Annotated in this window: 23 protein-coding genes; 6 read left to right on the top strand and 17 right to left on the bottom strand. The window is 66.8% G+C overall.

Annotated elements, in window-relative coordinates; translation table 11 throughout:
* Positions 1–3 precede the first annotated feature (3 nt).
* Both WHX56_RS22975 and WHX56_RS22980 read right to left on the bottom strand, forming a co-directional pair.
* Positions 4–882 (bottom strand): branched-chain amino acid ABC transporter permease, encoded by an 879-nt coding sequence (locus WHX56_RS22975; protein ID WP_338879111.1) that lies wholly within the window; start codon positions 880–882, stop codon positions 4–6.
* The gene (locus tag WHX56_RS22980; protein ID WP_338879112.1) at positions 882–1,706 is read right to left on the bottom strand and encodes an ABC transporter ATP-binding protein; all 825 of its coding nucleotides are present in this window, start codon (positions 1,704–1,706) and stop codon (positions 882–884) included. The genes WHX56_RS22975 and WHX56_RS22980 overlap by 1 nt, the downstream gene beginning before the upstream one ends.
* A 254-nt stretch (positions 1,707–1,960) precedes the next feature.
* Here WHX56_RS22980 and WHX56_RS22985 point away from each other — a divergent pair, with 254 nt between their 5' ends.
* A complete protein-coding gene (locus WHX56_RS22985; RefSeq protein ID WP_338879113.1) occupies positions 1,961–2,764 on the top strand; it encodes an enoyl-CoA hydratase/isomerase family protein in 804 nt (267 codons plus the stop codon).
* Positions 2,765–2,766: 2 nt separating this feature from the next.
* Here the strand turns inward: WHX56_RS22985 and WHX56_RS22990 are convergent, their stop codons facing one another.
* Genes WHX56_RS22990 through WHX56_RS23000 form a run of 3 tightly spaced genes read right to left on the bottom strand, consistent with a single transcriptional unit; the run spans position 2,767 to position 5,748 of the window.
* Complete coding sequence (locus WHX56_RS22990; RefSeq protein WP_129239508.1) at positions 2,767–3,546, bottom strand: enoyl-CoA hydratase/isomerase family protein; 780 nt, start codon at positions 3,544–3,546, stop codon at positions 2,767–2,769.
* Complete coding sequence (locus tag WHX56_RS22995) at positions 3,543–4,772, bottom strand: CaiB/BaiF CoA-transferase family protein (RefSeq protein ID WP_338879114.1); 1,230 nt, start codon at positions 4,770–4,772, stop codon at positions 3,543–3,545. Before WHX56_RS22995 ends, WHX56_RS22990 begins: the two co-directional genes overlap by 4 nt.
* A 4-nt stretch (positions 4,773–4,776) precedes the next feature.
* Positions 4,777–5,748 (bottom strand): Bug family tripartite tricarboxylate transporter substrate binding protein, encoded by a 972-nt coding sequence (locus WHX56_RS23000; RefSeq protein WP_129239507.1) that lies wholly within the window; start codon positions 5,746–5,748, stop codon positions 4,777–4,779.
* 126 nt (positions 5,749–5,874) lie between these two features.
* Here WHX56_RS23000 and WHX56_RS23005 point away from each other — a divergent pair, with 126 nt between their 5' ends.
* Positions 5,875–6,837, top strand: a complete 963-nt coding sequence (locus WHX56_RS23005) for a LysR family transcriptional regulator (protein WP_338879115.1) — start codon at positions 5,875–5,877, stop codon at positions 6,835–6,837.
* On the opposite strand, the gene WHX56_RS23010 is transcribed toward WHX56_RS23005, so the two are convergent.
* The 11 genes from WHX56_RS23010 to uvrB form a co-directional block, all read right to left on the bottom strand.
* Complete coding sequence (locus tag WHX56_RS23010; protein ID WP_129239505.1) at positions 6,830–7,714, bottom strand: methylglyoxal synthase; 885 nt, start codon at positions 7,712–7,714, stop codon at positions 6,830–6,832. The genes WHX56_RS23005 and WHX56_RS23010 overlap by 8 nt on opposite strands.
* A gap of 238 nt (positions 7,715–7,952) precedes the next feature.
* Positions 7,953–8,147 (bottom strand): Fe-S cluster assembly protein IscX, encoded by a 195-nt coding sequence (gene iscX / locus WHX56_RS23015; RefSeq protein ID WP_129239504.1) that lies wholly within the window; start codon positions 8,145–8,147, stop codon positions 7,953–7,955.
* On the bottom strand, positions 8,147–8,488 hold the full coding sequence (fdx, locus tag WHX56_RS23020) for an ISC system 2Fe-2S type ferredoxin (RefSeq protein WP_129239503.1): 342 nt from the start codon (positions 8,486–8,488) through the stop codon (positions 8,147–8,149). The genes iscX and fdx overlap by 1 nt, the downstream gene beginning before the upstream one ends.
* A 9-nt stretch (positions 8,489–8,497) precedes the next feature.
* Positions 8,498–10,360 (bottom strand): Fe-S protein assembly chaperone HscA, encoded by a 1,863-nt coding sequence (gene hscA, locus WHX56_RS23025; RefSeq protein WP_287754731.1) that lies wholly within the window; start codon positions 10,358–10,360, stop codon positions 8,498–8,500.
* Positions 10,361–10,423: 63 nt separating this feature from the next.
* Positions 10,424–10,936, bottom strand: a complete 513-nt coding sequence (gene hscB / locus WHX56_RS23030; RefSeq protein WP_129239501.1) for a Fe-S protein assembly co-chaperone HscB — start codon at positions 10,934–10,936, stop codon at positions 10,424–10,426.
* 3 nt (positions 10,937–10,939) lie between these two features.
* Positions 10,940–11,263 carry an iron-sulfur cluster assembly protein IscA gene (gene iscA / locus WHX56_RS23035; RefSeq protein ID WP_129239500.1) on the bottom strand — a complete coding sequence of 108 codons (324 nt, stop codon included), beginning with the start codon at positions 11,261–11,263 and terminating at the stop codon, positions 10,940–10,942.
* 2 nt (positions 11,264–11,265) lie between these two features.
* On the bottom strand, positions 11,266–11,670 hold the full coding sequence (gene iscU / locus WHX56_RS23040) for a Fe-S cluster assembly scaffold IscU (protein WP_129239499.1): 405 nt from the start codon (positions 11,668–11,670) through the stop codon (positions 11,266–11,268).
* A gap of 33 nt (positions 11,671–11,703) precedes the next feature.
* Complete coding sequence (locus tag WHX56_RS23045; RefSeq protein WP_129239498.1) at positions 11,704–12,915, bottom strand: IscS subfamily cysteine desulfurase; 1,212 nt, start codon at positions 12,913–12,915, stop codon at positions 11,704–11,706.
* Positions 12,916–12,936: 21 nt separating this feature from the next.
* Entirely contained in the window at positions 12,937–13,476 is a 540-nt protein-coding gene (iscR, locus tag WHX56_RS23050) for a Fe-S cluster assembly transcriptional regulator IscR (protein ID WP_062682794.1), read from the bottom strand.
* Between the two features lie 193 nt (positions 13,477–13,669).
* The gene (locus tag WHX56_RS23055; protein ID WP_006386176.1) at positions 13,670–14,161 is read right to left on the bottom strand and encodes a low molecular weight protein-tyrosine-phosphatase; all 492 of its coding nucleotides are present in this window, start codon (positions 14,159–14,161) and stop codon (positions 13,670–13,672) included.
* Between the two features lie 249 nt (positions 14,162–14,410).
* Complete coding sequence (gene uvrB, locus WHX56_RS23060) at positions 14,411–16,573, bottom strand: excinuclease ABC subunit UvrB (RefSeq protein WP_422393616.1); 2,163 nt, start codon at positions 16,571–16,573, stop codon at positions 14,411–14,413.
* A 9-nt stretch (positions 16,574–16,582) separates the two neighbouring features.
* On the opposite strand from uvrB, the gene WHX56_RS23065 reads away from it, so the two are divergent.
* Positions 16,583–17,782, top strand: coding sequence for an amino acid aminotransferase (locus WHX56_RS23065; RefSeq protein ID WP_129239497.1), 1,200 nt, complete (start codon positions 16,583–16,585; stop codon positions 17,780–17,782).
* An 85-nt stretch (positions 17,783–17,867) separates the two neighbouring features.
* Here the strand turns inward: WHX56_RS23065 and WHX56_RS23070 are convergent, their stop codons facing one another.
* On the bottom strand, positions 17,868–18,629 hold the full coding sequence (locus WHX56_RS23070; RefSeq protein ID WP_338879116.1) for an IclR family transcriptional regulator: 762 nt from the start codon (positions 18,627–18,629) through the stop codon (positions 17,868–17,870).
* A gap of 123 nt (positions 18,630–18,752) precedes the next feature.
* Here WHX56_RS23070 and WHX56_RS23075 point away from each other — a divergent pair, with 123 nt between their 5' ends.
* From WHX56_RS23075 to WHX56_RS23085, 3 genes are read left to right on the top strand one after another with little or no spacing between them, the layout of a single operon-like run.
* The gene (locus WHX56_RS23075; RefSeq protein WP_338879117.1) at positions 18,753–20,000 is read left to right on the top strand and encodes a thiolase family protein; all 1,248 of its coding nucleotides are present in this window, start codon (positions 18,753–18,755) and stop codon (positions 19,998–20,000) included.
* A 1-nt stretch (position 20,001) separates the two neighbouring features.
* Positions 20,002–21,531, top strand: coding sequence for a class I adenylate-forming enzyme family protein (locus WHX56_RS23080; RefSeq protein WP_338879118.1), 1,530 nt, complete (start codon positions 20,002–20,004; stop codon positions 21,529–21,531).
* On the top strand, positions 21,528–22,493 hold the full coding sequence (locus WHX56_RS23085) for a Bug family tripartite tricarboxylate transporter substrate binding protein (protein WP_129239493.1): 966 nt from the start codon (positions 21,528–21,530) through the stop codon (positions 22,491–22,493). Before WHX56_RS23080 ends, WHX56_RS23085 begins: the two co-directional genes overlap by 4 nt.
* Positions 22,494–22,511 lie beyond the last annotated feature (18 nt).

The raw sequence follows: 22,511 nt of genomic DNA on the forward strand, positions 1-22,511 counted from the left end.
CGGTCAGAGCCTCTCGATTTCGCGGGTGCCGAACAGGCCGTAGGGCCTGGCCATCAGCACCACGACCAGCACGATGAAAGTGGCCAGCAATTTGTACTCGCCTCCCAGGTAGGCGCCCGCCCAGGCCTCCAGCAGGCCGATGAATACACCGCCCACCAGGGCGCCGGCCACGCTGTCCAGCCCGCCCACGATCACCACCACCAGCACGGACAGGCCGAACACGCCCATCGACGAAGAGATGCCGCCGATGGCGCCCACGATCACGCCCGACACCGCGGCGATCGCGCCCGCCGCGACCCACGCCAGCGAAAACACGCGCGGCACGTTGATCCCCATCGCGTACGCGGCGCCCTGGTCCGACGCCGTGGCGCGCAACGCCACCCCGCCGCGCCAGTAGCGAAACACCGCCAGCACCAGCACGGCCAGCGCCACCGCCACCCAGAACCCGTAGAAAACCTTGGGCGCGACGAAGGCCTCGCCCACCATCACGGGCGCACGCGGCATGAATTCCGGCAGGCGCCGCTGATCGGCCGTCCAGATCAGTTCCACCGCGCCCACCAGGATGGACGCCAGCCCCACCGTGATCATGAAGACGGAGATCGGCGATTCGCCCAGCATGGGCCGGATGGTCAGCCGCTCGACCACCGCGCCGAACACGCCCGAGGCCACGACGGCGCCCGCGATGGCCAGCCAGATCGGCCATTCCATACCCGCGGCGAAAGCGTAGAACAGGTAGGCGCCCAGCATCAGGAACTCGCCGATGGCGATGTTCACCACCCGCGTGGCCTTGTAGACGATGACGAACGCCAGTGCCGCCAGCGCATACAGCCCGCCGCTGCCCAGCCCGGCCAGGGTTACCTCCAGGAAGAACAGCCAGTCCATCAGGCCGCCTCCCTCAGCCGGCGGCGCAGGTCGCCCACGTCGCCCGCGCCCAGGTAGGCCTTGATGACCTCGGGATCGGCCTGCACCTCGGACGGCGTGCCGTCGGCGATCACCTGGCCGAAGTTCAGCACCACTACGTGGTCCGACAGGTCCATCACCATGCCCATGTCGTGCTCCACCATCAGCACCGTCACGCCCCACTCGGAACGGGCGTCCAGGATGAAGCGCGCCATGTCGTCGGTTTCCTCGCGGTTCATGCCGGCCACGGGTTCGTCCAGCATCAGCACCTTGGGATTCATGGCCAGCGCGCGCGCCAGCTCCACGCGCTTCTGCAGTCCGTAGGACAGCGCCGCCACCGGCGCATGGCGGATGTGGTCGATCTCCAGGAAGTCGATGATGCGTTCTTCGATGTCGGCGCGCAGCGCCATCTCTTCGCGGCGCGCCCGCCCCAGGTACAGCAGCGCGTCCAGCACGTTGCAGCGCAAATGGGCATGGCGCCCGAGCTTGATGTTGTCCAGCACGGTCATGCCGCGGAACAGCGCGATGTTCTGGAAACTGCGGGCCAGGCCAAGCCTGGCGCGTTCGGGCGCCGCCACGCGCGTGATGTCGCGACCCAGGAAGCGGATCTGTCCCGACGCGGGCTTGTAGAAACCGGAAATGGTGTTGAACAGCGAGGTCTTGCCGGCGCCGTTGGGGCCGATGACCGTGGTGATGGAACCGGGCGCCACTCGAAAACCCACGCCCGTCAACGCCTTGACTCCGCCGAACGCCAAGGTAACCCCATCCACCTCCAGCAAGGGAGGCTGCTCGGACCGATCCACCATTTGTCTCCTCGCTTTTCGACGCGAAGTTCTTTTGCCGCTTGGGGCGGCATTTTTATCAGCGGTGGATCAGGGCGAACCGCGAGGCAGGAAATGCAACGAACCTGTCTTTACCTATGCCAGATCAGCACCGGAAAATCGTTCTATGCGTTACGCTACACGTGCTCAAAAGAAAACCAAGCAAGCGCTCGGTTCAGACCATAGCATCGCGGTTTTTGGATCGACAGTTGGTATTTACCCGATAACGGAGACGCGCCATGCCCCCTGGAATTCCAAGCTTCCCGACGCTGCTTCTGGACACCGACGGCGCGATCGCGACCGTGACGCTGAACCGCCCCGACGCGCTCAACGCCATCGACGTGGCGATGGCGCAGGACCTGCAACGGGCTGCCCAATGGATCGAGGCCCGCGACGAGATCCGCGCCGTGCTGCTGCGCGCCGAAGGCAAGGCTTTCTGCGCCGGCGGCGACATTTCCATGTTCGAAGGCGATGCCGGCCAGGTGCGCGGCGCGCTGCTCGACCTGTTCGCGCCGCTCAACGATTTCGTCGCCCGCATCGCGCGCATGGACAAGGTATGGCTGGCGCAGGTGCACGGCATCGCCGCGGGCGCGGGGCTATCGCTGGCGCTCGCCTGCGATCTGGCCATCGCCGCGACGGAATGCCGGTTCATGACGGCCTATCTCAAGCTCGGCGCCACGCCGGACGCCGGCATGACGCACGGGTTGACGCGCGTGCTGGGCGCCCGGCGCGCGCTGGACCTGCTGCTGCGCCCCGACGCCTTCACCGCCGGCGACGCGCTGGCCTGGGGCATCGTCACGCGCACGGCGCCCGCCGCCGAACTCGCCGACGCGGCGCGCGCCTACGCGCGCGACATCGCCCTCAACGCCCCGCACGGCATCGCGGGCGCCAAGGCGCTGCTGCGTTCGGCTGCGAGCGCCACGCTGGAAACCCAGTTGGCCGAGGAAACCGCGCGCTTCCTGGACTCCGCCGCGCGCGCCGATTTCGCCGAAGGCGTCAGGGCCTTCCGCGAAAAGCGGCCGCCGCGATTCACCGGAAAATAAGGCTAGCCCGCCGCGGCGGGCCAGTCCGGCGCCCGCTTTTCCACGAAGGCGCGCAAGCCCTCGCGCGCCTCGGGCGTGGCGGCCGCGTTGCAGAACACCTCCACCGCCGTGGCGACCCGGCGCCGGTATTCGTTGTCGTTGCTGAACACGAAGGCGCGCCGCCCCATCGCCAGGACCTGCGGCGGCTTGGCCGCCAGGGACCGCGCCAGCGCGCGCGCCTGCTCCAGCAACTCCGCTTCCGGCGCGACGCGCGCCACCAGGCCCAGGCCGCGCGCTTCGGCCGCATCGAAGGTCCTGCCGGTGAACAGCAGATCGAACGCCCTGTGCTTGCCCACGATGCCCGGCAAGTGCACGTAGTGAATGGCGGGCAGCACCCCCACGTCGATTTCCGGATAGCCGAAGGTGGCGGTGTCCGCCGCGACGATCATGTCGCAGGAAACGGCCACCGTCATGCCGCCGCCGCGCACGGCGCCCGACACCACCGCGATCGACGGCTTGCCCAGGTTGAACTGCGCGTCGTAGAGCTTGATGTACAGCGTCGAGAGCAGGCGATGGATCCGGGCCGGCGCGCTGTCCAGCAGCTTCTTCATATCCAGGCCGGCGCAGAACCGTCCCGGCAGGTCGCTGGCCAGCAGGACCGCGCGCACGCCGGGATCGGCGTCGGCCCGCGCCAGCGCGGCGATCAGTTCGTCCAGCATTTCCACGTCGAGCGCGTTGACGGGCGCGTGGCACAGATGGATTTCCGCGACCTGTTCGCGGACGGCGTAGCGCAGGAACTTCATGCGTCTTCTCCAGGAAGGGTATGGGCCTGCACGCTGCCGGCGGCCAGCATCGCGTCGATCTCCGCTTCGGCGTAGCCGAGTCCGGCCAGGATCTCGCGGCTGTGCTCGCCCAGCAGGGGCGCCGGCAGCGCGGCCTGGCGGGGCTGGCGTCCGAACCGTACCGGCAGACCCACGTTCCGCACCTCTCCCAGCACCGGATGCTCGCTCTTCACGATCAGGTCGCGCGCGGCGACCTGCGGATGCGCCAGCGCCTGGTCCAGCGTATGGATGGCCGAGCAGGCGATGCCCGCCGGTTTCAGCGACTCCAGCCACTGCGCGACGGTGCGCGTCTCCATGCGCGACTGGACCAGGGCCACCGTCGCGTCGAAGTTGCGTACCCGGTCGGCGTTCCTCGCGAAGTCGGGCGCGTCCACGTAGTCCCGCAGGCCCGCCACCGCGCAGAAACGCTGCCATTGCGCGTCGTTGCCCACGCCGAGCATGATGTCGCCGTCCGCGGCCCGAAAAGCCTGGTACGGGCACATCGCCGGATGCCCGGTGCCCATGCGGCGCGGAATCTGCCCCGTGCGCCAGTAGTTCTGCGCCATGTACGACATCAGGCCCAATGACGTGTCCAGCAAAGAGACGTCCAGGTACTGGCCACGGCCGGTCTGGCCGCGTTCCAGCAGCGCGGCGAGGATCCCGCTCAGCGCGAACGAGCCCGTGCCCAGGTCGACCGGCGAGAAGCTGGCGCGCGCGAAGCTGCCGCCCGGCTCTCCCATGGTGCTGATCATGCCGCTGAAGGCCTGCAGCATGACGTCGTAGCCGGGCTCCTCGCCCATCGGCCCTTCCCGCCCGTAGCCCGAGATCTCGCAGTAGACGAGCTTCGGGTTGATGCCGCTCAGCGTCTCGTAGTCCACGCCCAGGCGGGCGGCGGTGCGCCCGCCGAAACCCTGCAGCACCACGTCCGCCTGCGCGGCCAGCCGGTGCACGACCTCCCGCCCCTGCGCCGTCTTCAAATCCACGGCCAGGCTGCGCTTGTTGTGGTTGACCGCCAGGAACGTGGCGGACTGGCCCGCGTCCTGCGGCAGCCAGGCGCGCGTATCGTCGCCCGTGCCCACCGGCTCGACCTTGATCACGCGGGCGCCCAGTTCGCCCAGGTATTGCCCGCAAAGCGGGCCGGCCAGCACCTTGCTCAGGTCCAGGACCGTGATGTTCTTGAGCGGCGTCATGCGCTTGGTGTCGGCCATGCGGTCACTCGGCCTTCAGGCCGATGGCGTTCGCGGCCTCGGTCCACTGCGCGGTCTCCCGCTTGAAGAAGGCGTCCAGCTCGGCCGGCGCCACTTGCAGCGCCTCGGCGCCACGCTCCTGCATCGCCTTGCGGTAGGACTCGCTCGCCACGACCCGCGCGATGGCCTCGCGCAGCTTCTGCACCGCCTCGGGCGGCGTGCCGGCCGGCACCTGCAGAGAGAACCAGAACTTGAGGTCCAGGCCCGGATAGCCGGCCTCCTTCAGCGTGGGGACGCCGGGCAGCAGCGGCGAACGTTCGGCCGAGGTGATCGCCAGGGCCTTCAGCCTGCCCGCCTGGACCTGGCCGATGCTGGTGGACATGCTGTCGAACAGAAAATCGACCTGGCCCCCGATCACGTCGGTCACGGCATTGGCGCTGCCTTTGTAGGCGACGCCCACCGCCTGGAAACTGGCCAGTTTCTGCAGCAAGGCGCCGTAGACATGGGGCGAGCTGCCGGGTCCGAACGTCGCGTAGCTCAGCCCGTTCGCGGTGGCCTGGCCGCGCTGGACAAGCTCGCCCAGCGTGGCGGCCGGCGTGCGCTCGGGATTGACCACCAGCAGATTGGGCATGGCGCCCGTGATGCCGACCGGCACGTAGTCCTGCAGCGGATGCATTTTCGCGCCGGGATACATCAGCGGGTTGATGGCCTGCATGCCCACCGTGTTGTGCATCAGCGTATAGCCGTCGGCCGGGCCGTTCAGCACGCTCTGGTATCCCACGTTGCCGCTGGCCCCCGGCTTGTTCTGCACAATGACCTGCTGCCCCAGTTCGCGCGCCAGCGGCTCGGCCACCAGCCGCGCGATGAAGTCGGTCGGGCCGCCGGCCGAGAACGGCACCAGCAGCGTAATGGGTTTGGACGGCCAGTTGTCGGCGAACGCCGGGGCGGACAGGCTGGCCGCCGCGAGGCAGGCGGCCATGATTTTCTTCAGCGCCATGATGTCTCCATAGTCATTTTCCAGGCTTGCGCTGAATTATGCGAAACCGCTTGCTATATTAGAAATACCGTTTGAATATGCAGGCCATAATAAAATTGTGATACCCCTGCCAGCCGGAGTCCGTCCATGTCGATGTCCCTACGCGCAATGCAGTGCTTCGTCGCGGTGGTCTCCACCGGATCGATCAGCCGCGCCGCCGAAACGCTGCACGTGGCGCAGCCCGCGCTGAGCCTGCTGATCCGCAACCTGGAAGAGGACCTGGGCGTGGTGCTGCTGCATCGCAGCGCCCGGGGCGTAACCCCCACCGCCGCCGGTTCGCGCATGCTGGCGCACGCGCGCGAGATCCTGGGCCGCATCGACGCGGCGCGCGCCGACGTGCGCGAAGATGCGAACGCCCCGCGCGGCGCCGTCTCGGTGGCGATGTCGATGTCCATGGCCAAGCTGCTGACCGTGCCGCTGCTGCGCTTCAGCCTGGCGCACTGGCCGGGCGTCTATCTCAAGATCATCGAATCCAGCACCGGGTACATTCCGGGTTTCGTCAGTTCCGGGCATGCGGACCTGGGCCTGACGTTCAGCGACGACGCCTCGGCCGACCTGAGCTTCCAACACCTGATCGACGAAGAGCTGGTGGTGGTTTCGCCGCCCGCGGGCGCGCGCGGCAGGAAGCCCCGGCCCGCGGATCTGCGCGCCCTGCCCGCCATGAGCCTGGGCGCGCTGGCGCAATTGCCGCTGGTGCTGCCGGGCAACCCGCACAGCCTGCGGCGGCTGCTGGACCGCTATCAGCAGCGCGAGCGCGTGGAGTTCCGCGTCATCGCCGAGGCCAACGCCATTCCGCAGTTGATCGAATTGGCCCAGGCCGGCGTCGCCCACACCATCCTGTCGTACGAGGCGGTGCGCCAGGAGGCCGAGCACGGCAAGGTCGTGCTGCACCGGATCGGCAGGCCCCGCATGACGCGGCCGGTGTATCTCTGCCGTTCGGACGTCCTGCCGCTGTCGATGGCGGCGTCGGCCGTGGCGGACCGGATCGGGCGGATCATCGCCGATTGCCGGACGGCAGCGGCGGCGCCCGCCCCGGCCCGGGTCAGATGACGCGCTTCTCCACCGCCTGCGCCCAGCGCCGGGCCACCGTGGGCGAGGTGGCGCAGGTGGCCGACTCCGTCACCACGCGCACCGCGCGCTCCAGCAACTGGATGTCCGCTTCGTGCTGGCGCGCCACGTGCGGATCCTCGAAAAAGATCACGCGCTGGCACTGGTGCTCCAGTACCAGTTCCGCGATCTGCGCGTCGCCGCCCAGCGGCCCGCTCAAATAGCGGTGCACCCAGGGCGTGTCCCTGGGCCACCCGCGCGACCAGGCCAGGTCGTTGAGCCGGCCGCCCGTCGTGCCCGTCGCCACGCGCCGCGCAAAGCGCGACAAGACGTCGAAATGCTCGCTGGCGAACGCGACCATCTCGTCCTTCAAGGCATCGTGCGCGATCAGCGCCAGCGTCTGGCCGGTGAAGTTGAACAGGCGCGAGGCCGACGCATCGGGCGCCAGGCCCGCGTGCACGCGCTCCACTTCCATCCATTCGATGGCGCCCGCCAGCGTCGAGATGAACGGCCGGCCGTGCGTGATGCACTGGCGCTTGAGTGCCAGCGCCTCGGGGAAAATCGAAGAAGGATCGACCGGATCGATCAGGTAGATCGCGCCGTCGAACGGCGCCTGTCCGTCGCGGCCCTCGGTGACCCGGGCCACCAGTTTCATCAGGCCGCCCTCGCGGCCGTAGGGATAGCGGACCAGCCCGCTGTAGCCCTGCAGCATGCCTTCGCGCACGATCGCATCGTGCGTGCGGCCCACCGTGTGCAACTGCACGCCCAGCTCGCGTATGGTCGGCGAGCACGCGCGCAGCCAGGTGAACAAGGCGGCGTCGGGAGTTTCGTGGTGAAGCCGGTTGGCGGCCAGGCCAAAACGCAATTGAGCAGCGGGCATCTGTGGACTCGGGAAGGAGAACGGCGGGGTCCTTCATGATACCGGGAAAGGAAGTACCCAAACGCAGCGCCCGCAACGAGCGCGGCGGGGTGTCAGACACTCGGAAATGCCGGCTTCGGACTGGACGAGGATCTCGTACGGGTGTCTGACACCGTGTCTCCTGGCCCTCGCGGGCCTGTTACCTGCGTCCTGGCCCATGCACCGTCAAAAGAAAAGCTCCCCGGGGGGAGCTTCGTCTTCAGTCGGCCTCGTCGATCCAGGCCATCTGGATGGCCTCCAGGATCTTCTCGCCGCAGTGGGCCGGGTCGTCGCTGAAGCCCGGCAGGGCCAGGACCCATTCGCGCAGTTGCACGAAGCGCAGCGTCTTGGGATCCACGTCGGGATACGCGTCCACCAGGGCCGCGGCGATCTCGTAGGTATCGGTCCACTTCATCAATGGCCCTCTTTCGCGTGATTGATGGTGTACTTGGGAATCTCGACCGTCAAGTCGGCGTCGGCCACCAACGCCTGGCAGGACAGGCGCGAAGTCGGGGCCAGGCCCCAGGCCTTGTCCAGCAGGTCTTCTTCGTCGTCGGTGGCGTCTTCCAGCGAAGCATAACCCTGCTTGACCACCACGTGACAGGTGGTACATGCGCAGGACAGTTCGCAGGCGTGCTCGATATCGATGTGGTTATCCAGCAGCACCCGGCAGATCGACACGCCCTTGGGCGCGTCCTCGATCACGGCGCCTTCCGGGCAGTAATCGGGATGAGGCAATACAGTCAGTTTCGGCATAACGTCTTATCAGGCGATCTCATCAAGTTTGCGGCCGGCCAGCGCCGCGCGGATGCTGCGGTCCATCCGCCGCGCGGCGAAGTCGTCGGTCGCGGCCGACAGGGCCTGCACCGCGTCCTTCACGGTGTCCGCATCCGGGGCGTCCTGGGCCGCGATGGCGGCCTGCAGGCATTCGTCCACGCGCTTGCGTTCCTCCGCGTCCAGCAGGTCGCCGTCCACGGCCAGCGCCGCCTGCACGGACTCCACCAACTGGCGCGCGTCCACTTGCTGCTCGCGCAGCATGCGGGCCTTCGCGTCCGTGTCCGCCTGCGCCACGCTGTCGGCCAGCATCTGCGCGATCTCGTCGTCCGACAGGCCGTAGGACGGCTTGACGGACACCATGGCTTCGACGCCCTTGCTCTGCTCGCGGGCCGTCACGCTCAGCAGCCCGTCCGCGTCCACCTGGAAGGTCACGCGGATGCGCGCCGCGCCCGCCACCATGGGCGGAATGCCGCGCAGCTCGAAACGCGCCAGCGAACGCGAATCGGCGACCAGGTCGCGTTCGCCCTGGACCACGTGGATGCTCATGGCGGTCTGGCCGTCCTTGAACGTGGTGAATTCCTGCGCGCGCGCCACCGGGATGGTGCTGTTGCGCGGAATGATGCGCTCGACCAGGCCGCCCATGGTTTCCAGCCCCAGCGACAGCGGGATCACGTCCAGCAGCAGCCAGTCCTCGCCCGGCGCGCGATTGCCCGCCAGCAGGTTGGCTTGCAGGGCCGCGCCCAGCGCCACCACCTGGTCGGGATCAAGATCGGTCAGGGGCTGTGTGCCGAACAACTGCCCCACGGCCTCGCGCACCACCGGCATGCGGGTGGCGCCGCCCACCATCACCACGCCGCGCACGTCGGCCGGCGCCAGCGACGCATCGCGCAGCGCGCGGCGCGCGCAGTCCAGCGTGCGGCCGATCAGGGGCTGGGCCAGCGCTTCGAAATCCGCGCGCGTCAGCACCGCGTCCACCTTGCGGCCGTCCGCCAGGGCGAGCTGCAAGCGGGCCTCGCCGGCGTCCGACAGCGCTTCGCGCGCCGCCCGCGCCGCCATCAGCAGGCCGCGGCGGTCCGACGGAGTCAGTTCTCCGGCGGCCAGTTGGGACACCACGCGGTCAACGATCAGGGCGTCGAAGTCGTCGCCCCCCAGCGCGGTGTCGCCGCCCGTGGAAATCACTTCGAACACGCCCTGGGTCAGGCGCAGGATGGAAATGTCGAACGTGCCGCCGCCCAGGTCGTAGACCGCGTACACGCCTTCGGCGGCATGGTCCAGGCCGTAGGCGATCGCCGCCGCCGTGGGTTCGTTCAGCAGCCGCAGGACGTTCAGTCCCGCCAGGCGGGCCGCGTCGCGCGTCGCCTGGCGCTGGGCATCGTCGAAGTAGGCCGGCACCGTGATGACGGCGCCCACCAGGTCGTCGCCCAGCACGTCCTCGGCGCGTTGGCGCAGCACCGCCAGGATCTGCGCCGACACCTCGACCGGGCTCAGGTCGCCCTGGACCGTGCGAAGGCGCACCATGCCGGGCGCGTCCACGAATTCGTAGGGCGCGCGCATGGCCCGCGCCTCTTCCAGGGAGCGGCCCATGAAGCGCTTCACCGACACGACGGTATTCAGCGGATCCTGGGCTTGCTGGGCCAGCGGCTCGCGGCCCGTGGTGACCTTGCCGCCGGGGAAATAACGCACCGCGGACGGCAGCAAGGCGTGGCCCTGCGCATCCGGCAGCACTTCGGCGACGCTGCTGCGCACAGCCGCGACTAGGGAATTGGTAGTGCCGAGGTCGATCCCGACCGCCAGCTTGCGCTGGTGCGGCGCGGGCGATTCACCGGGCTCGGATATCTGCAATAAGGCCATGATTCTGTTTTTCTGGTCAGTGGGCGGCGGCGCCCGATTCGCGGGCGCCCGGCACGTCTTCGGCTATCCGGCGGGCTGGGCGTGCGCCAGCTCTTCCGCCAGCTTCTCCACGAACATCCATTCCCGCACCTTGAGCCCGGCCGCGGCGTAGTCGCGCTCGTCGTCCAGCAGGCGGGTCAGCGTGGCGCGCATGGTTGCGCGCGCCTGCTCCAGTTCCCCCTGCAAGGCCGCCAAGGCGCCCGCGTCGCCGCGCGCATCGTCCAGCATCTCGCGCCAGGTCATCTGCTGCATCAGGAAGGCGCCGTCCATGGACGTGTTGCTTTCGGTCTGCAGGTCCACGCCCGCCTGTTCGCACAGGTAGCGCGCCCGCAGCAGAGGGTCCCGCAGTTGGCGGTAGGCCTCGTTCGCGCGCGCGGCCCATTGCATGGCCACGCGGCGTTCCGCGGGGCTGGCCGTGGCGTAGCGGTCGGGATGCACCTGCGCGGCGACCGCGCGCCATGCGGTTTCCAGTGCCTGGCCGTCCAGGTCGAAGCGTGCCGGCAAGCCGAACAGGCTGAAGTGGTCGTCTCCAGCCAAGACTTACACCGTGAACGACTCGCCGCAGCCGCAGGTCGCCTTCTCGTTGGGGTTGCGGAACTTGAAACCTTCGTTCAGGCCTTCGCGGGCGTAGTCCAGCTCCGTGCCATCCAGGTAGGCCAGGCTTTTCGGGTCCACGAAGACCTTCACGCCGAAGCTTTCGAACACGACGTCATCCGACGCCACGTCGTCCACGTACTCGAGCTTGTAGGCCATGCCGGAGCAGCCCGTCGTCCTAACGCCGAGCCGCAAGCCGATACCCTTTCCGCGCTTCTGCAAGTAGCGGCCGATATGGGTGGCGGCCTGTTGGGTCAGGGTAACGGACATGTTCAGCCCGCCACGGCTTCGGCCGGAACCGAATGCTTTTCTTTGTAGTTCTGCACCGCGGCCTTGATCGCGTCTTCGGCCAGGATGGAACAGTGCACCTTCACGGGCGGCAGGGCCAGTTCTTCGGCGATCTGCGTGTTGCGGATGTTCATCGCTTCGTCCAGCGTCTTGCCCTTGACCCATTCGGTCACGAGCGAACTGGAGGCGATGGCCGAGCCGCAGCCGTAGGTCTTGAAGCGCGCGTCTTCGATCACGCCGGCTTCATTCACCTTGATCTGCAGCTTCATGACGTCGCCACAGGCGGGCGCGCCGACCATGCCGGTGCCCACCGACTCGTCCGACTTGTCGAACGAACCGACGTTGCGGGGATTTTCGTAGTGATCCAGAACTTTGGTGCTGTAAGACATGTTATTTCTCCACGGATTTCTTGGCGCGGGCGCTCAGTGCGCGGCCCACTGCACGCTGTTCAAGTCGATGCCTTCCTTGGCCATTTCCCACAGCGGCGACATATCGCGCAGCTTGCCGACGCGGCTCTTGATGAGTTCCACCGCGAAATCGACTTCCTGTTCGGTCGTAAAGCGGCCCAGCGTGAAACGGATCGAGCTGTGCGCCAGTTCATCGTTGCGGCCCAGCGCGCGCAGCACATAGGAGGGCTCCAGGCTGGCCGAGGTGCAGGCCGAGCCGCTGGACACGGCCAGTTCCTTGATCGCCATGATCAGGGACTCGCCCTCGACGTAGTTGAAGCTGACATTCAGGTTGTGCGGCACGCGCTGGTCCATGTCGCCGTTCAGGTAGACCTCTTCGATCTGCGACAGGCCGTTCCAGAGGCGGTCGCGCAGCATGCGGATGCGTTCGTTCTCGGTGCCCATTTCCTCGCGGGCCAGGCGGAACGCTTCGCCCATGCCGACGATCTGGTGGGTGGCCAGCGTGCCCGAGCGGAAACCGCGCTCGTGGCCGCCGCCGTGCATCTGGGCTTCGATGCGGATGCGCGGCTTGCGGCGCACGTACAGGGCGCCGATGCCCTTGGGGCCGTAAGTCTTGTGGGCGGAGAACGACATCAGGTCGACCTTGAGCTTTTGCAGGTCGATTTCCACCTTGCCGGTCGCCTGCGCGGCGTCCACGTGGAAGATGATGCCCTTCTCGCGGCAGATTTCGCCCAGCGTTTCCACGTCCTGGATCACGCCGATTTCGTTGTTCACCATCATCACGGACACCAGCACGGTGTCGGGGCGCAGCGCGGCCTTGAAGGTGTCCAGGTCGATCAGGCCGTTGTCCTTCACGTCCAGGTAGGTCACTTCGAACCCCTGGCGCTCCAGCTCGCGACAGGTGTCCAGCACGGCCTTGTGCTCGGTCTTGACGGTGATGATGTGCTTGCCGCGTTCCGCGTAGAAGTTGGCGGCACCCTTGATGGCCAAGTTGTCGGATTCCGTGGCGCCGGAAGTCCAGACGATTTCGCGCGGGTCGGCGTTCACCAGCTTGGCGACTTCCTCGCGGGCGCGCTCGACGGCCTCTTCCGACTCCCAGCCGAACGCATGGCTGCGGGAGGCCGGGTTGCCGAAGTTCTCGTACAGCCAGGGCACCATCTTTTCCACGACGCGGGGGTCGACGGGCGTCGTGGCGGAATAGTCCAGGTAGATCGGGCGGGTGGTCATTTCTACAACTCCTGATACTTCTTATACGGTGGCATTGGCAGCGACGGTCGCGGTCGGGGCGTTGGCGGCATTGGCGCCTCCCACCCTGTTCACGCGCACCGCGCAGGCCTGCGCTTGATTGTTGGCTTCCTGCAATTGGCGCACGCGCTGCTGATCGACCAGATCTTGCAGGGACACCGAATCCAGGTAATCGACCATCTTGCGATTCAACGTCGCCCAGAGCTCGTGCGTCATGCACTTGCCGGGCTTGCCGTCGTTGCCGCTCGTACAGTCCCGCTTTCCGCCGCAACTGGTGGCATCCAGGGGCTCGTCGACGGCGAAGATGATGTCGGCGACGGTCACGTTGCGCGCCAGCCTGGCAAGCGAATAGCCGCCGCCGGGGCCGCGCACGCTGTCCACGAGTTCGTGGCGGCGCAGTTTCCCGAAGAGCTGTTCCAGGTAGGACAACGAAATATTCTGACGCTGGCTGATGGCCGCAAGAGTGACCGGGCCGCTATGCTGCCGCATAGCCAGGTCGATCATGGCAGTCACGGCGAAACGCCCTTTGGTAGTTAGCCGCATGGTAGGTTCCCTGTGATTCGGCAATGGCCGCCAGCGAATCCAGCGACCAATACCCGAGTAATTGGCTCAAGTATAGCCTATTCCCGACTAATTTGGTATGGCACCCGGCTAGAAAAAACCGCGCATTTGCGCGGTTTTTGACTGCCAGGCACCTTCCAGAACCGCACACGGGCGGCTCCCCCGCAACAGCGGATCAGGCCGCCTGGTACTGGGTGGCGCGCTTGCGCACCAGTTCGAGAACCCCCTGACAGGCGTCCTCGAGGTAGTCGAGCACCTTGCCGAAACCGTCGGCGCCGCCGTAGTACGGATCCGGCACGGTGGCCTCTTCGAACTCGTTGGCGAAGCGCATCAGCAGCATCAGCTTGTGCTGGTAGGCCTTGGGGCACTGCTGCTGCATGGCGGACAGATTGTCCCAGTCCATGGCGAGGATCAGGTCGAAATCGCGGAAATCCTCCGCGGTGACCTGACGCGCTTCGCAGTGCGTGATCTCGTAGCCGCGCTTGCGCGCTGCGGCCTGCGCCCGGGCATCAGGCGCCTCGCCGATGTGAAACGCGTGCGTGCCCGCGGAGTCGATGCGAACCACATCGCCCAAACCCGCGTCGTTCACCAAATGGCGAAACACGCCCTCTGCGCTCGGCGAGCGACAGATATTGCCCATGCAAACGAAAAGTACCTTGGTCATCATGGAAGCAAGTGTGCGGGAAAACCCGAGATAAGGCAAGCTTTTTTTGCGCCCGCGCAATTGGTGTTGCGCGAATGCGTCCCCATGAATTTTCAATATAATTCAATGACTTGCGTGATAATTCGAAGGCAATGCCGGAACTTCGCTTTTGGAGAATCGCCCGGATTGCGACACCGCGATTGCAGCGCAGCAGATTGCCGGGAAATTCAGCCATGTGTCAGCAAAAAGACACAACAAGATACGGCCCCGCCCCTAGACGGCGCCGTCCAGCAGCACCCGCTGTTTCAGCGCCGTCAGGGCATCGCGCGCGGCCGCGGCCTGTTCGAATTCCAGGTTGCGGGCGTGGTCCATCATCAGCTTTTCCAGGCGCTTGATCTCGCGCGCCAGGGCCTTTTCGTCCTTCAGGAATTCGGCCGGCACCGCCGCCTCCAGCGCATCGTGCTGGGCGGGCGCCACAATCCCGTCGATCAGTTCGCGCACGGCCTTCTGCACGCCCCGCGCCGTAATGCCGTGGTCGACGTTGAATTGCAGTTGCTTGCTGCGGCGGCGGCTGGTTTCCTCCATGGCGCGCTGCATCGAATCGGTGATGCGGTCCGCATAGAGGATGGCGTGGCCGTTCAGGTTGCGCGCCGCGCGCCCGATGGTCTGGATCAGGCTGCGCTCCGACCGCAGGAAGCCTTCCTTGTCGGCGTCCAGGATCGCGACCAGGGACACTTCGGGGATGTCCAGGCCTTCTCGCAGCAGGTTGATCCCCACCAGCACGTCGAACGTGCCCAGGCGCAGGTCCCGGATGATCTCCACGCGTTCGACGGTGTCGATGTCGGAGTGCAGGTAGCGCACCCGCACGCCGTGCTCGCTCAGGAAGTCCGTCAGGTCCTCGGCCATGCGCTTGGTCAGCGTGGTGACCAGCACGCGCTCGCCCTGCGTGACGCGCGCCTTGATCTGCCCCAGCAGATCGTCCACCTGCGTGCGGGCCGGCAGCACTTCGACCAGCGGGTCCACCAGGCCGGTGGGCCGGACGACCTGCTCGACGACGTTGTCGGCGTGCTCTTTCTCGTAGGCGGCCGGCGTGGCCGACACGAACACGCACTGGCGCATGCGGGCCTCGAATTCCTCGAGGCGCAGCGGCCGGTTGTCCAGCGCCGACGGCAGCCGGAAGCCGTACTGCACCAGCGTTTCCTTGCGCGAGCGGTCGCCGCGGTACATGCCGCCCAGTTGGCCGATGGTGACGTGGCTTTCGTCGATGAACATCAGCGCATCGGCCGGCAGGTAGTCGATCAGGGTGGGCGGCGGTTCGCCCGCGGCCGCGCCCGACAGGTGGCGGGAGTAGTTTTCGATGCCCTTGCAGAAGCCCAGCTCCTGCAGCATTTCCAGGTCGAAGCGGGTGCGCTGCTCGAGCCGCTGGGCCTCGACCAGGTGGCCGTCGTCCGTGAAGCGCTTGACGCGTTCGCGCAGTTCTTCCTTGATGGTCTCGATGGCGCGCAGCACGGTGTCGCGCGGCGTCACGTAATGGGAACCCGGGTAGACCGTGAAGCGCGGCAGCTTCTGGCGGATGCGGCCGGTCAGGGGATCGAACAGCTCCAGGCTTTCGATCTCGTCGTCGAACAGCGCCAGGCGCAGCGCCAGTTCCGGGCTTTCGGCCGGGAAGATGTCGATCGTCTCGCCGCGCACGCGGAAGGTCCCGCGCGTGAAGTCGGCGTCGTTGCGGGTGTACTGCATGGCGACCAGGCGCGCCAGGATCTCGCGGCGCGAGATCTGGTCCCCGGCGCGCAGGATCAGCACCATCGCGTGATAATCGCCCGGATTGCCGATACCGTAGATGCACGACACCGTGCCCACGATGATGGTGTCGCGGCGCTCCAGCAGGCTCTTGGTGGCCGACAGGCGCATCTGCTCGATGTGCTCGTTGATGGACGAGTCCTTCTCGATGAACAGGTCGCGCGTCGGCACGTAGGCCTCGGGCTGGTAATAGTCGTAGTACGAGACGAAGTACTCGACCGCGTTCTTCGGGAAGAACTCGCGCATCTCGGCGTAGAGCTGCGCGGCCAGCGTCTTATTGGGGGCCAGCACCAGCGCGGGCCGCCCCAGCCGGGCGATCACGTTGGCCATGGTGTAGGTCTTGCCCGAGCCCGTGACGCCCAGGAGCGTCTGGAACATCAGGCCGTCCTGCATCCCCTGGATCAAGCCCTCGATGGCGGCGGGCTGGTCCCCCGCCGGCGGATAGGGCTGGTACAGGTGAAACGGACTTCCCGGGAAGTCGACAAATCCGGGGCCCGCCGCAATGGCTGGCGCGCCCTCGCCCCCGGGCGCGGGGTTTTCCGCAATCGGGTCTATTGCGCTTTTAGACATGCTAGACTGTTCCAGGGTAAACCCCCCATTATCCACAGCACTCCGTACTGCGTCCACCCACCTCATCAGACTCCCATGAGCACCCTTTTCGATTCCGTCGAACTCGCGCCGCGCGACCCTATTCTTGGCCTGAACGAACAATACAACGCCGATACGCGTCCCGGTAAAGTCAATCTGGGCGTGGGCGTGTACTACGACGATCAGGGCCGCATTCCGCTGCTGGGCGCCGTCCGCAAGGCGGAAACCGCCCGCATCGAAGCCGCCGCCGCCCGCGGCTACCTGCCGATCGAGGGCATCGCCGGCTACAACGCGGGCGCGCAAGCCCTGCTGCTGGGCAAGGACTCCGCGCTGGCCGCCGCCGGCCGCGTACTGACCACCCAGGCCCTGGGCGGCACGGGCGCGCTGAAGATCGGCGCCGACTTCCTGCGCCAGTTGCTCCCCACCTCCAAGGTCCTGATCAGCAACCCGAGCTGGGAGAACCACCGCGCGCTGTTCGAACGCGCCGGCTTCGAGGTCGGCACCTACGCGTACTACGACGCCGCCACCCGCGGCCTGGACTTCGACGCCATGCTGGCGGACCTGAAAGCCGCCCCGGCCAAGACCGTGGTCGTGCTGCACGCGTGCTGCCACAACCCCACGGGCGTGGACCCCACCATGGACCAGTGGAAGCAGATCGCCGCCGTCGTCAAGGAAAACAACCTGGTCCCGTTCCTGGACATCGCCTACCAGGGTTTCGGCGACGGCCTGACGGAAGACGCCGCGGTCGTGCGCCTGTTCGCCGACCTGGACCTGACCATGTTCATCAGCTCCTCGTTCTCGAAGTCGTTCTCCCTGTATGGCGAGCGCGTCGGCGCGCTGACCGTCGTGGCCGGCAGCAAGGATGAAGCCACCCGCGTGCTGAGCCAGCTCAAGCGCGTGATCCGCACCAACTATTCCAACCCGCCCACCCACGGCGGCACGGTGGTGTCGACGGTCCTGAACTCGCCCGAACTCTTCGCCATGTGGGAAGAGGAACTGGCCGGCATGCGCGACCGCATCCGCCTGATGCGCAAGCAACTGGTCGAGAAGATCCAGGAACACGGCGGCAAGCAGGACTTCAGCTTCGTGCTGCGCCAGCGCGGCATGTTCTCGTACTCGGGCCTGACCGCCGCGCAAGTGGACCGCCTGCGCGAAGAGCACGGCGTCTACGCCGTCTCCAGCGGCCGCATCTGCGTCGCCGCGCTGAACAGCGGCAACATCGACAAGGTGGCCGCGGGCATCGCGGCCGTGCTGTAAGCCAGCAGCCGCGCGGGCCCACGGGCCTGCTTCCGCGAACGGGGCCTTCGGGTCCCGTTTTCATTTGTGCACGCCCGCGGCGGCTCTACTTGTCCAGGAACCGGTTCATCTCTTCGCGGATTATCTGGGCCACGGCCTCCTGGCGCTTTTGCGTCATGCGATTGTCCAGTGCCGCGACACTGATGCCACCCAGCACGTCGCCTTCTTTATTCATCAGCGTCACGCCCACGCCGGTCACCTTGCTGACCGCGTGGCTGCCTATCACGGCGTAGCCGCGCTTGCGCGCGCGGGCGATGCGCATGCGCAGTTGCTCCAGCGTGAGCGACTTGTACTTGAGGAAGCGGGCCCTGTTGACCTTGAGGTAATGCTCCGTGACGTCGTCGTCGAAACTCGCCAGCATGGCCAGGCCGCCCGCGCCCACGCCGATGGGCTGGCGGTTGCCGACCGGGATGGCCAACGCCTGGATGGGATAGGCGCCCACTTCCCGGCCAATGCAGAGGGTATCCAGGTCTTGCAGGATCACCAGGAAACTGGCGTCTTCGGTGCGGTCGGAAATACGGCGCAGCAAGGGCCCATAGCGCACGGACAACGACGACTGCGCAGCCAGCGACTCCCCCAGTTTCCGGCAATAGTCGCCCAGGTAGTACTTCTTGCTGCGCGCATCGCGGGCCACCAGCCCCTGCGCCAGCAGTTCGCGCAACAGCCGCAGCGCCGTCGGTTTTTCCAGGCCCTGCTCTCGGCATACATCCGTGAGCCGCAGGCCTTCTTCGTGATGGCGCTGCACAGTCTTGAGCACTCGCAGCGCCTTCTGGATGCTGGAGGATTCCGTCATAACGTCCAGGCCCATACCGGGCAGAAAAGTTTCATATGCCGGAACTTTATCCTCTTTTTCACGGGTAAGCAGGGGTTAATCCGGATCGGTCGGCCACGCAGAATAGAGCCACTCATCGACCAGCCGCCTACACCTACCATGAACGTCTATATCACCGGCATCGCCCATACTCCGCTGGGCCGCCACCCGGATCTTTCGGTCAAGCAACTGACCGAACAAGCCGTCAATACTGCCCTGGCCGACAGCGGCCATGGCCTGGATGACATGCAAGCCGCATGGTTCTCCAACGTGCGCCAGGGCCAGATGGAAAAGCAGAATTCGATCCGCGGCCAGTGCGCGCTGAACGCGATGGGGGTGAGCGGCATCCCCGTCTTCAATATCGAAAATGCCTGCGCCAGCAGCAGTTCCGGGCTGTTCAACGCCTGCATGGCGATCGAATCGGGCATGTTCGACACGGTGCTGGTGGTCGGCGCGGAGAAGATGTTCTACCCCGACAAGAAGACCGAAATGATGAATGCGTTCTTCGGCGGCACCGACATCCATCTGCTGCGCCAGACATGGGATTTCTTCTGCCAGCAAGAGACCGACCCCGCCATCCGCGAGCGGCTGAACTCTCCCGGCGCCTGGAATACGCAGAGCTTCTTCATGGACATCTATGCGGCCATGGCGCGCCAGCACATGCGCACTTACGGCACCACGCAGCGGCAGATCGCCAGCGCGGCGGCCAAGAACCACGCGCACTCGACCATGAACCCGCTGGCCCAGTACCAGAACGACATGTCCATCGACGACGTGCTTGCCACTCCCGAGATCGCCTGGCCGCTGACGCGCGCCATGTGCGCGCCCATTTCCGACGGCGCTTCGGCCGTCGTGCTGTCCAGCGGCCGCGCCTTGTCCGACGCGCGCAGGCAACGGGCCGTCAGGGTCGCGGGCATCGGCGCGGCCAGCACCGTGATCCGCGACATCGCCGACATGGACCGGCACTGCGTGCACCTGGCCGCGAAGCGCGCCTATGCCATGGCCGAGATCACGCCGCGGGATATCGACGTGGCCGAAGTGCATGACGCGTCCAGCTTCGCGGAACTGCTGCAGATCGAAAACCTGGGCCTTTGCGCCCGCGGCCAGGGCGGCCCCTACACCGAAAGCGGCGCGACCAGCCTGGGCGGCATCACCCCCGTCAACGTATCGGGCGGCCTGGTGTCCAAGGGGCATCCGATCGCCGCGACGGGCCTGGTGCAGATCCACGAGCTCGTTACGCAACTGCGCCATGAAGCCGGCGCGCGCCAGGTCCGGGGCGCCCGCACCGCGGTGGCCGAAAACGGCGGCGGGTTCCTGCATTACGAAGATGCGGCGGCCGTGGTCACGGTGCTCAGCAACAGGCTCTAGCATGCAGCCTATCGATTTTTTCCTGCATGCCGCCATGCGGTACCCGGATCGCATCGCGGCGATCGATGCGGCCACCGGCCGCACCCATACGTACGAAGCGCTGCGCGGCCAGGCGCTGGCGCTGGCCGCGGCGCTGCAACGCCTGTCGGGCAAGCCTCGTCCGGTGATCGCCACGCTGGCCGGCAATTCGCACGCAATGCTGCTGGGCATATTGGCCACCTATGCCTGCGGCGGCGTGCTGGTGCCGCTGACGCCGACCGTCGTCGAACAGGACATCGCCCGCCAACTGGCGACGGCCGCGCCCGATATCGTGTTGCACGACGCGGCCTACGAGGCGCTGCTGGCTTCCTACCACGGCCCGCGCATCTGCAACGACGAGCGCCGCGAGCTCCATACCGACGCGCTGGTGCGTGAACACGCGGGCCAGTCGCCATCGCGCTCCAATCCGGATCCGGGCGAGACGGCCGCCATCAAGTTCACGGGTGGATCGTCGGGCGTGCCCAAAGCCGTATTGCAGTCGCTGCGCTGTATCAACACCATGGTGGCGTCGCTGGCCATGGCGTATGGCTTCGACAGCGAGGAACGCTTCCTGCTGGCGCCGCCGATGACGCATGGCGCGGGCACGTTCGTGCTGCCGGTATTGCATGCCGGCGGCTGCCTGGTGATCGCCGGCCGTGCCACGGCCGAGCAACTGCATGCCTTGATGGACACCTGCGGGGTGACGTCCACCTGGGTGCCTCCCACCCTGCTCCAGCGGCTGGTGCAGGCACAGCGCGACGCGCCGCGCCACCTGCCGACGCTGCGCAACCTGCTGTATGGCGGCGCGCCCTGCCCGGCCCCGCTGCTGTCGCAGGCAATCGCGGCGTTCGGCCCCGTGCTGGGCGTTACCTATGGCCTGACGGAAGCGCCGGTCATCATCGCGGGGATGGACGGCGCCACCGGCTCCCGACCGGAAAACCATGGCAGCGCGGGCCGAGTCGGCCCCCTGACGCGGGTCGCGGTCGTCGGCGAAGACGGCCGCGCCACCGCCAGCCCGAACACCTTGGGCGAAATCATCGCCAGCGGCGACCTGCTGATGTCGGGCTACCTGAACATGCCCGAGCAGACCGCGGCCGTCCTGAAAGACGGCTGGTTCCACACCGGAGACATCGGCTACATCGACGAGCGCGGGTTCCTGTTCATCAAAGGCCGCTCCAAGGACGTCATCATTAGCGGCGGCTTCAATGTCTATCCCTCCGACGTCGAGAACGCCTATGCGCGACACCCGGACATCGCCGAATGCGTGGTGTTCGGCGTCGCCGACGACTACTGGGGCGAACGCGTCGAAATGGCGGTCGTTCCAGTTCGGCCGGACTCGGTCGGCGCCCAGGCGCTGATTGATTACGGCAAGCAGCAGTTGGGGTCCGTGCGGACACCCAAAATCATCCACATCGTGCAGTCTTTTCCAAAAAACACACTAGGCAAACTCGACAAGCGGCGAATCATCGACGACTTGCGCGACGCGAGCCAGCAGGAGGAACATCGATCATGACATTCAAGACCTGGATTGCCGCCACGGCCGGCGCGCTGGCCATCACGCTGGGCGGCTCCGCCGCCGCGGCCTTTCCGGACCAGCCCATCCGCTTCGTAGTCGGGTTTCCGCCGGGCGGCTCGACCGATATCGTCGCGCGCGTGTTGGCCGAGGGCCTGTCGCGCGAATTGGGCCAGTCCGTCGTCGTCGAGAACAAGGCGGGCGCGGGCGGCACCATCGGCGCCTCGACGGTCGCGCACGCCAAGCCGGACGGCTACACCATCTTCCTGGGCACCGTAGCCACCAACGTGATCAACCCGTTGCTGCGCAAGGAACTGAATTTCGACCCGATCAAGGGTTTCACCATGATCGGCGAGGTCGGCTTCTACACCAATCTGGTGCTGGTCAATGCCGATTCGAAATACCGGGACCTGGGCGCGCTGATCGCCGACGCGAAGCAGCGGCAACTGTCCTACTCCAGCCCCGGGGCCGGCACGTCGCCGCACATGACCGGCGAATACTTCAAGATCCTGACCGGCTCGAACATGCAGCACATTCCCTTTTCGGGCAGCGGCCCGGCGTTGACCGCGCTGATGGGCAGCCACGTCGACCTCGGGTTCGACAATCTGCCCGCCGCCCTGAGCCTGGTGCAATCGGGCAAAGTGCGGGCGCTGGCCATCACCAGCACGACGCGCATCAAGGAACTGCCCGATGTGCCCACCGCCGAGGAGCTGGGCGTGAAGAACATGAGCGTGGACGCCTGGGTCAGCGTCATGGGCCCGGCCGGCATTCCGGCCGACCGGCTGTCGGTGCTGAGTTCCGCCTTGCTGAAAACGCTGGCCATGCCCGACATCGTCCGCAAACTCGAAGACAAGGCCATCACGATCAAGGCCACGCGTCCGGAGGAATTGCAGGACTACATCGAATCCGAGACCCGGAAGTGGCGCGGCGTCATCGAGACGGCCGGCATCAAGCCGGAATAACGCGCGGCGCCTGGTCGA

The sequence above is a fragment of the Achromobacter veterisilvae genome (assembly GCF_037619525.1).
GTDB classification, from domain to species: Bacteria; Pseudomonadota; Gammaproteobacteria; order Burkholderiales; family Burkholderiaceae_B; genus Achromobacter; species Achromobacter veterisilvae.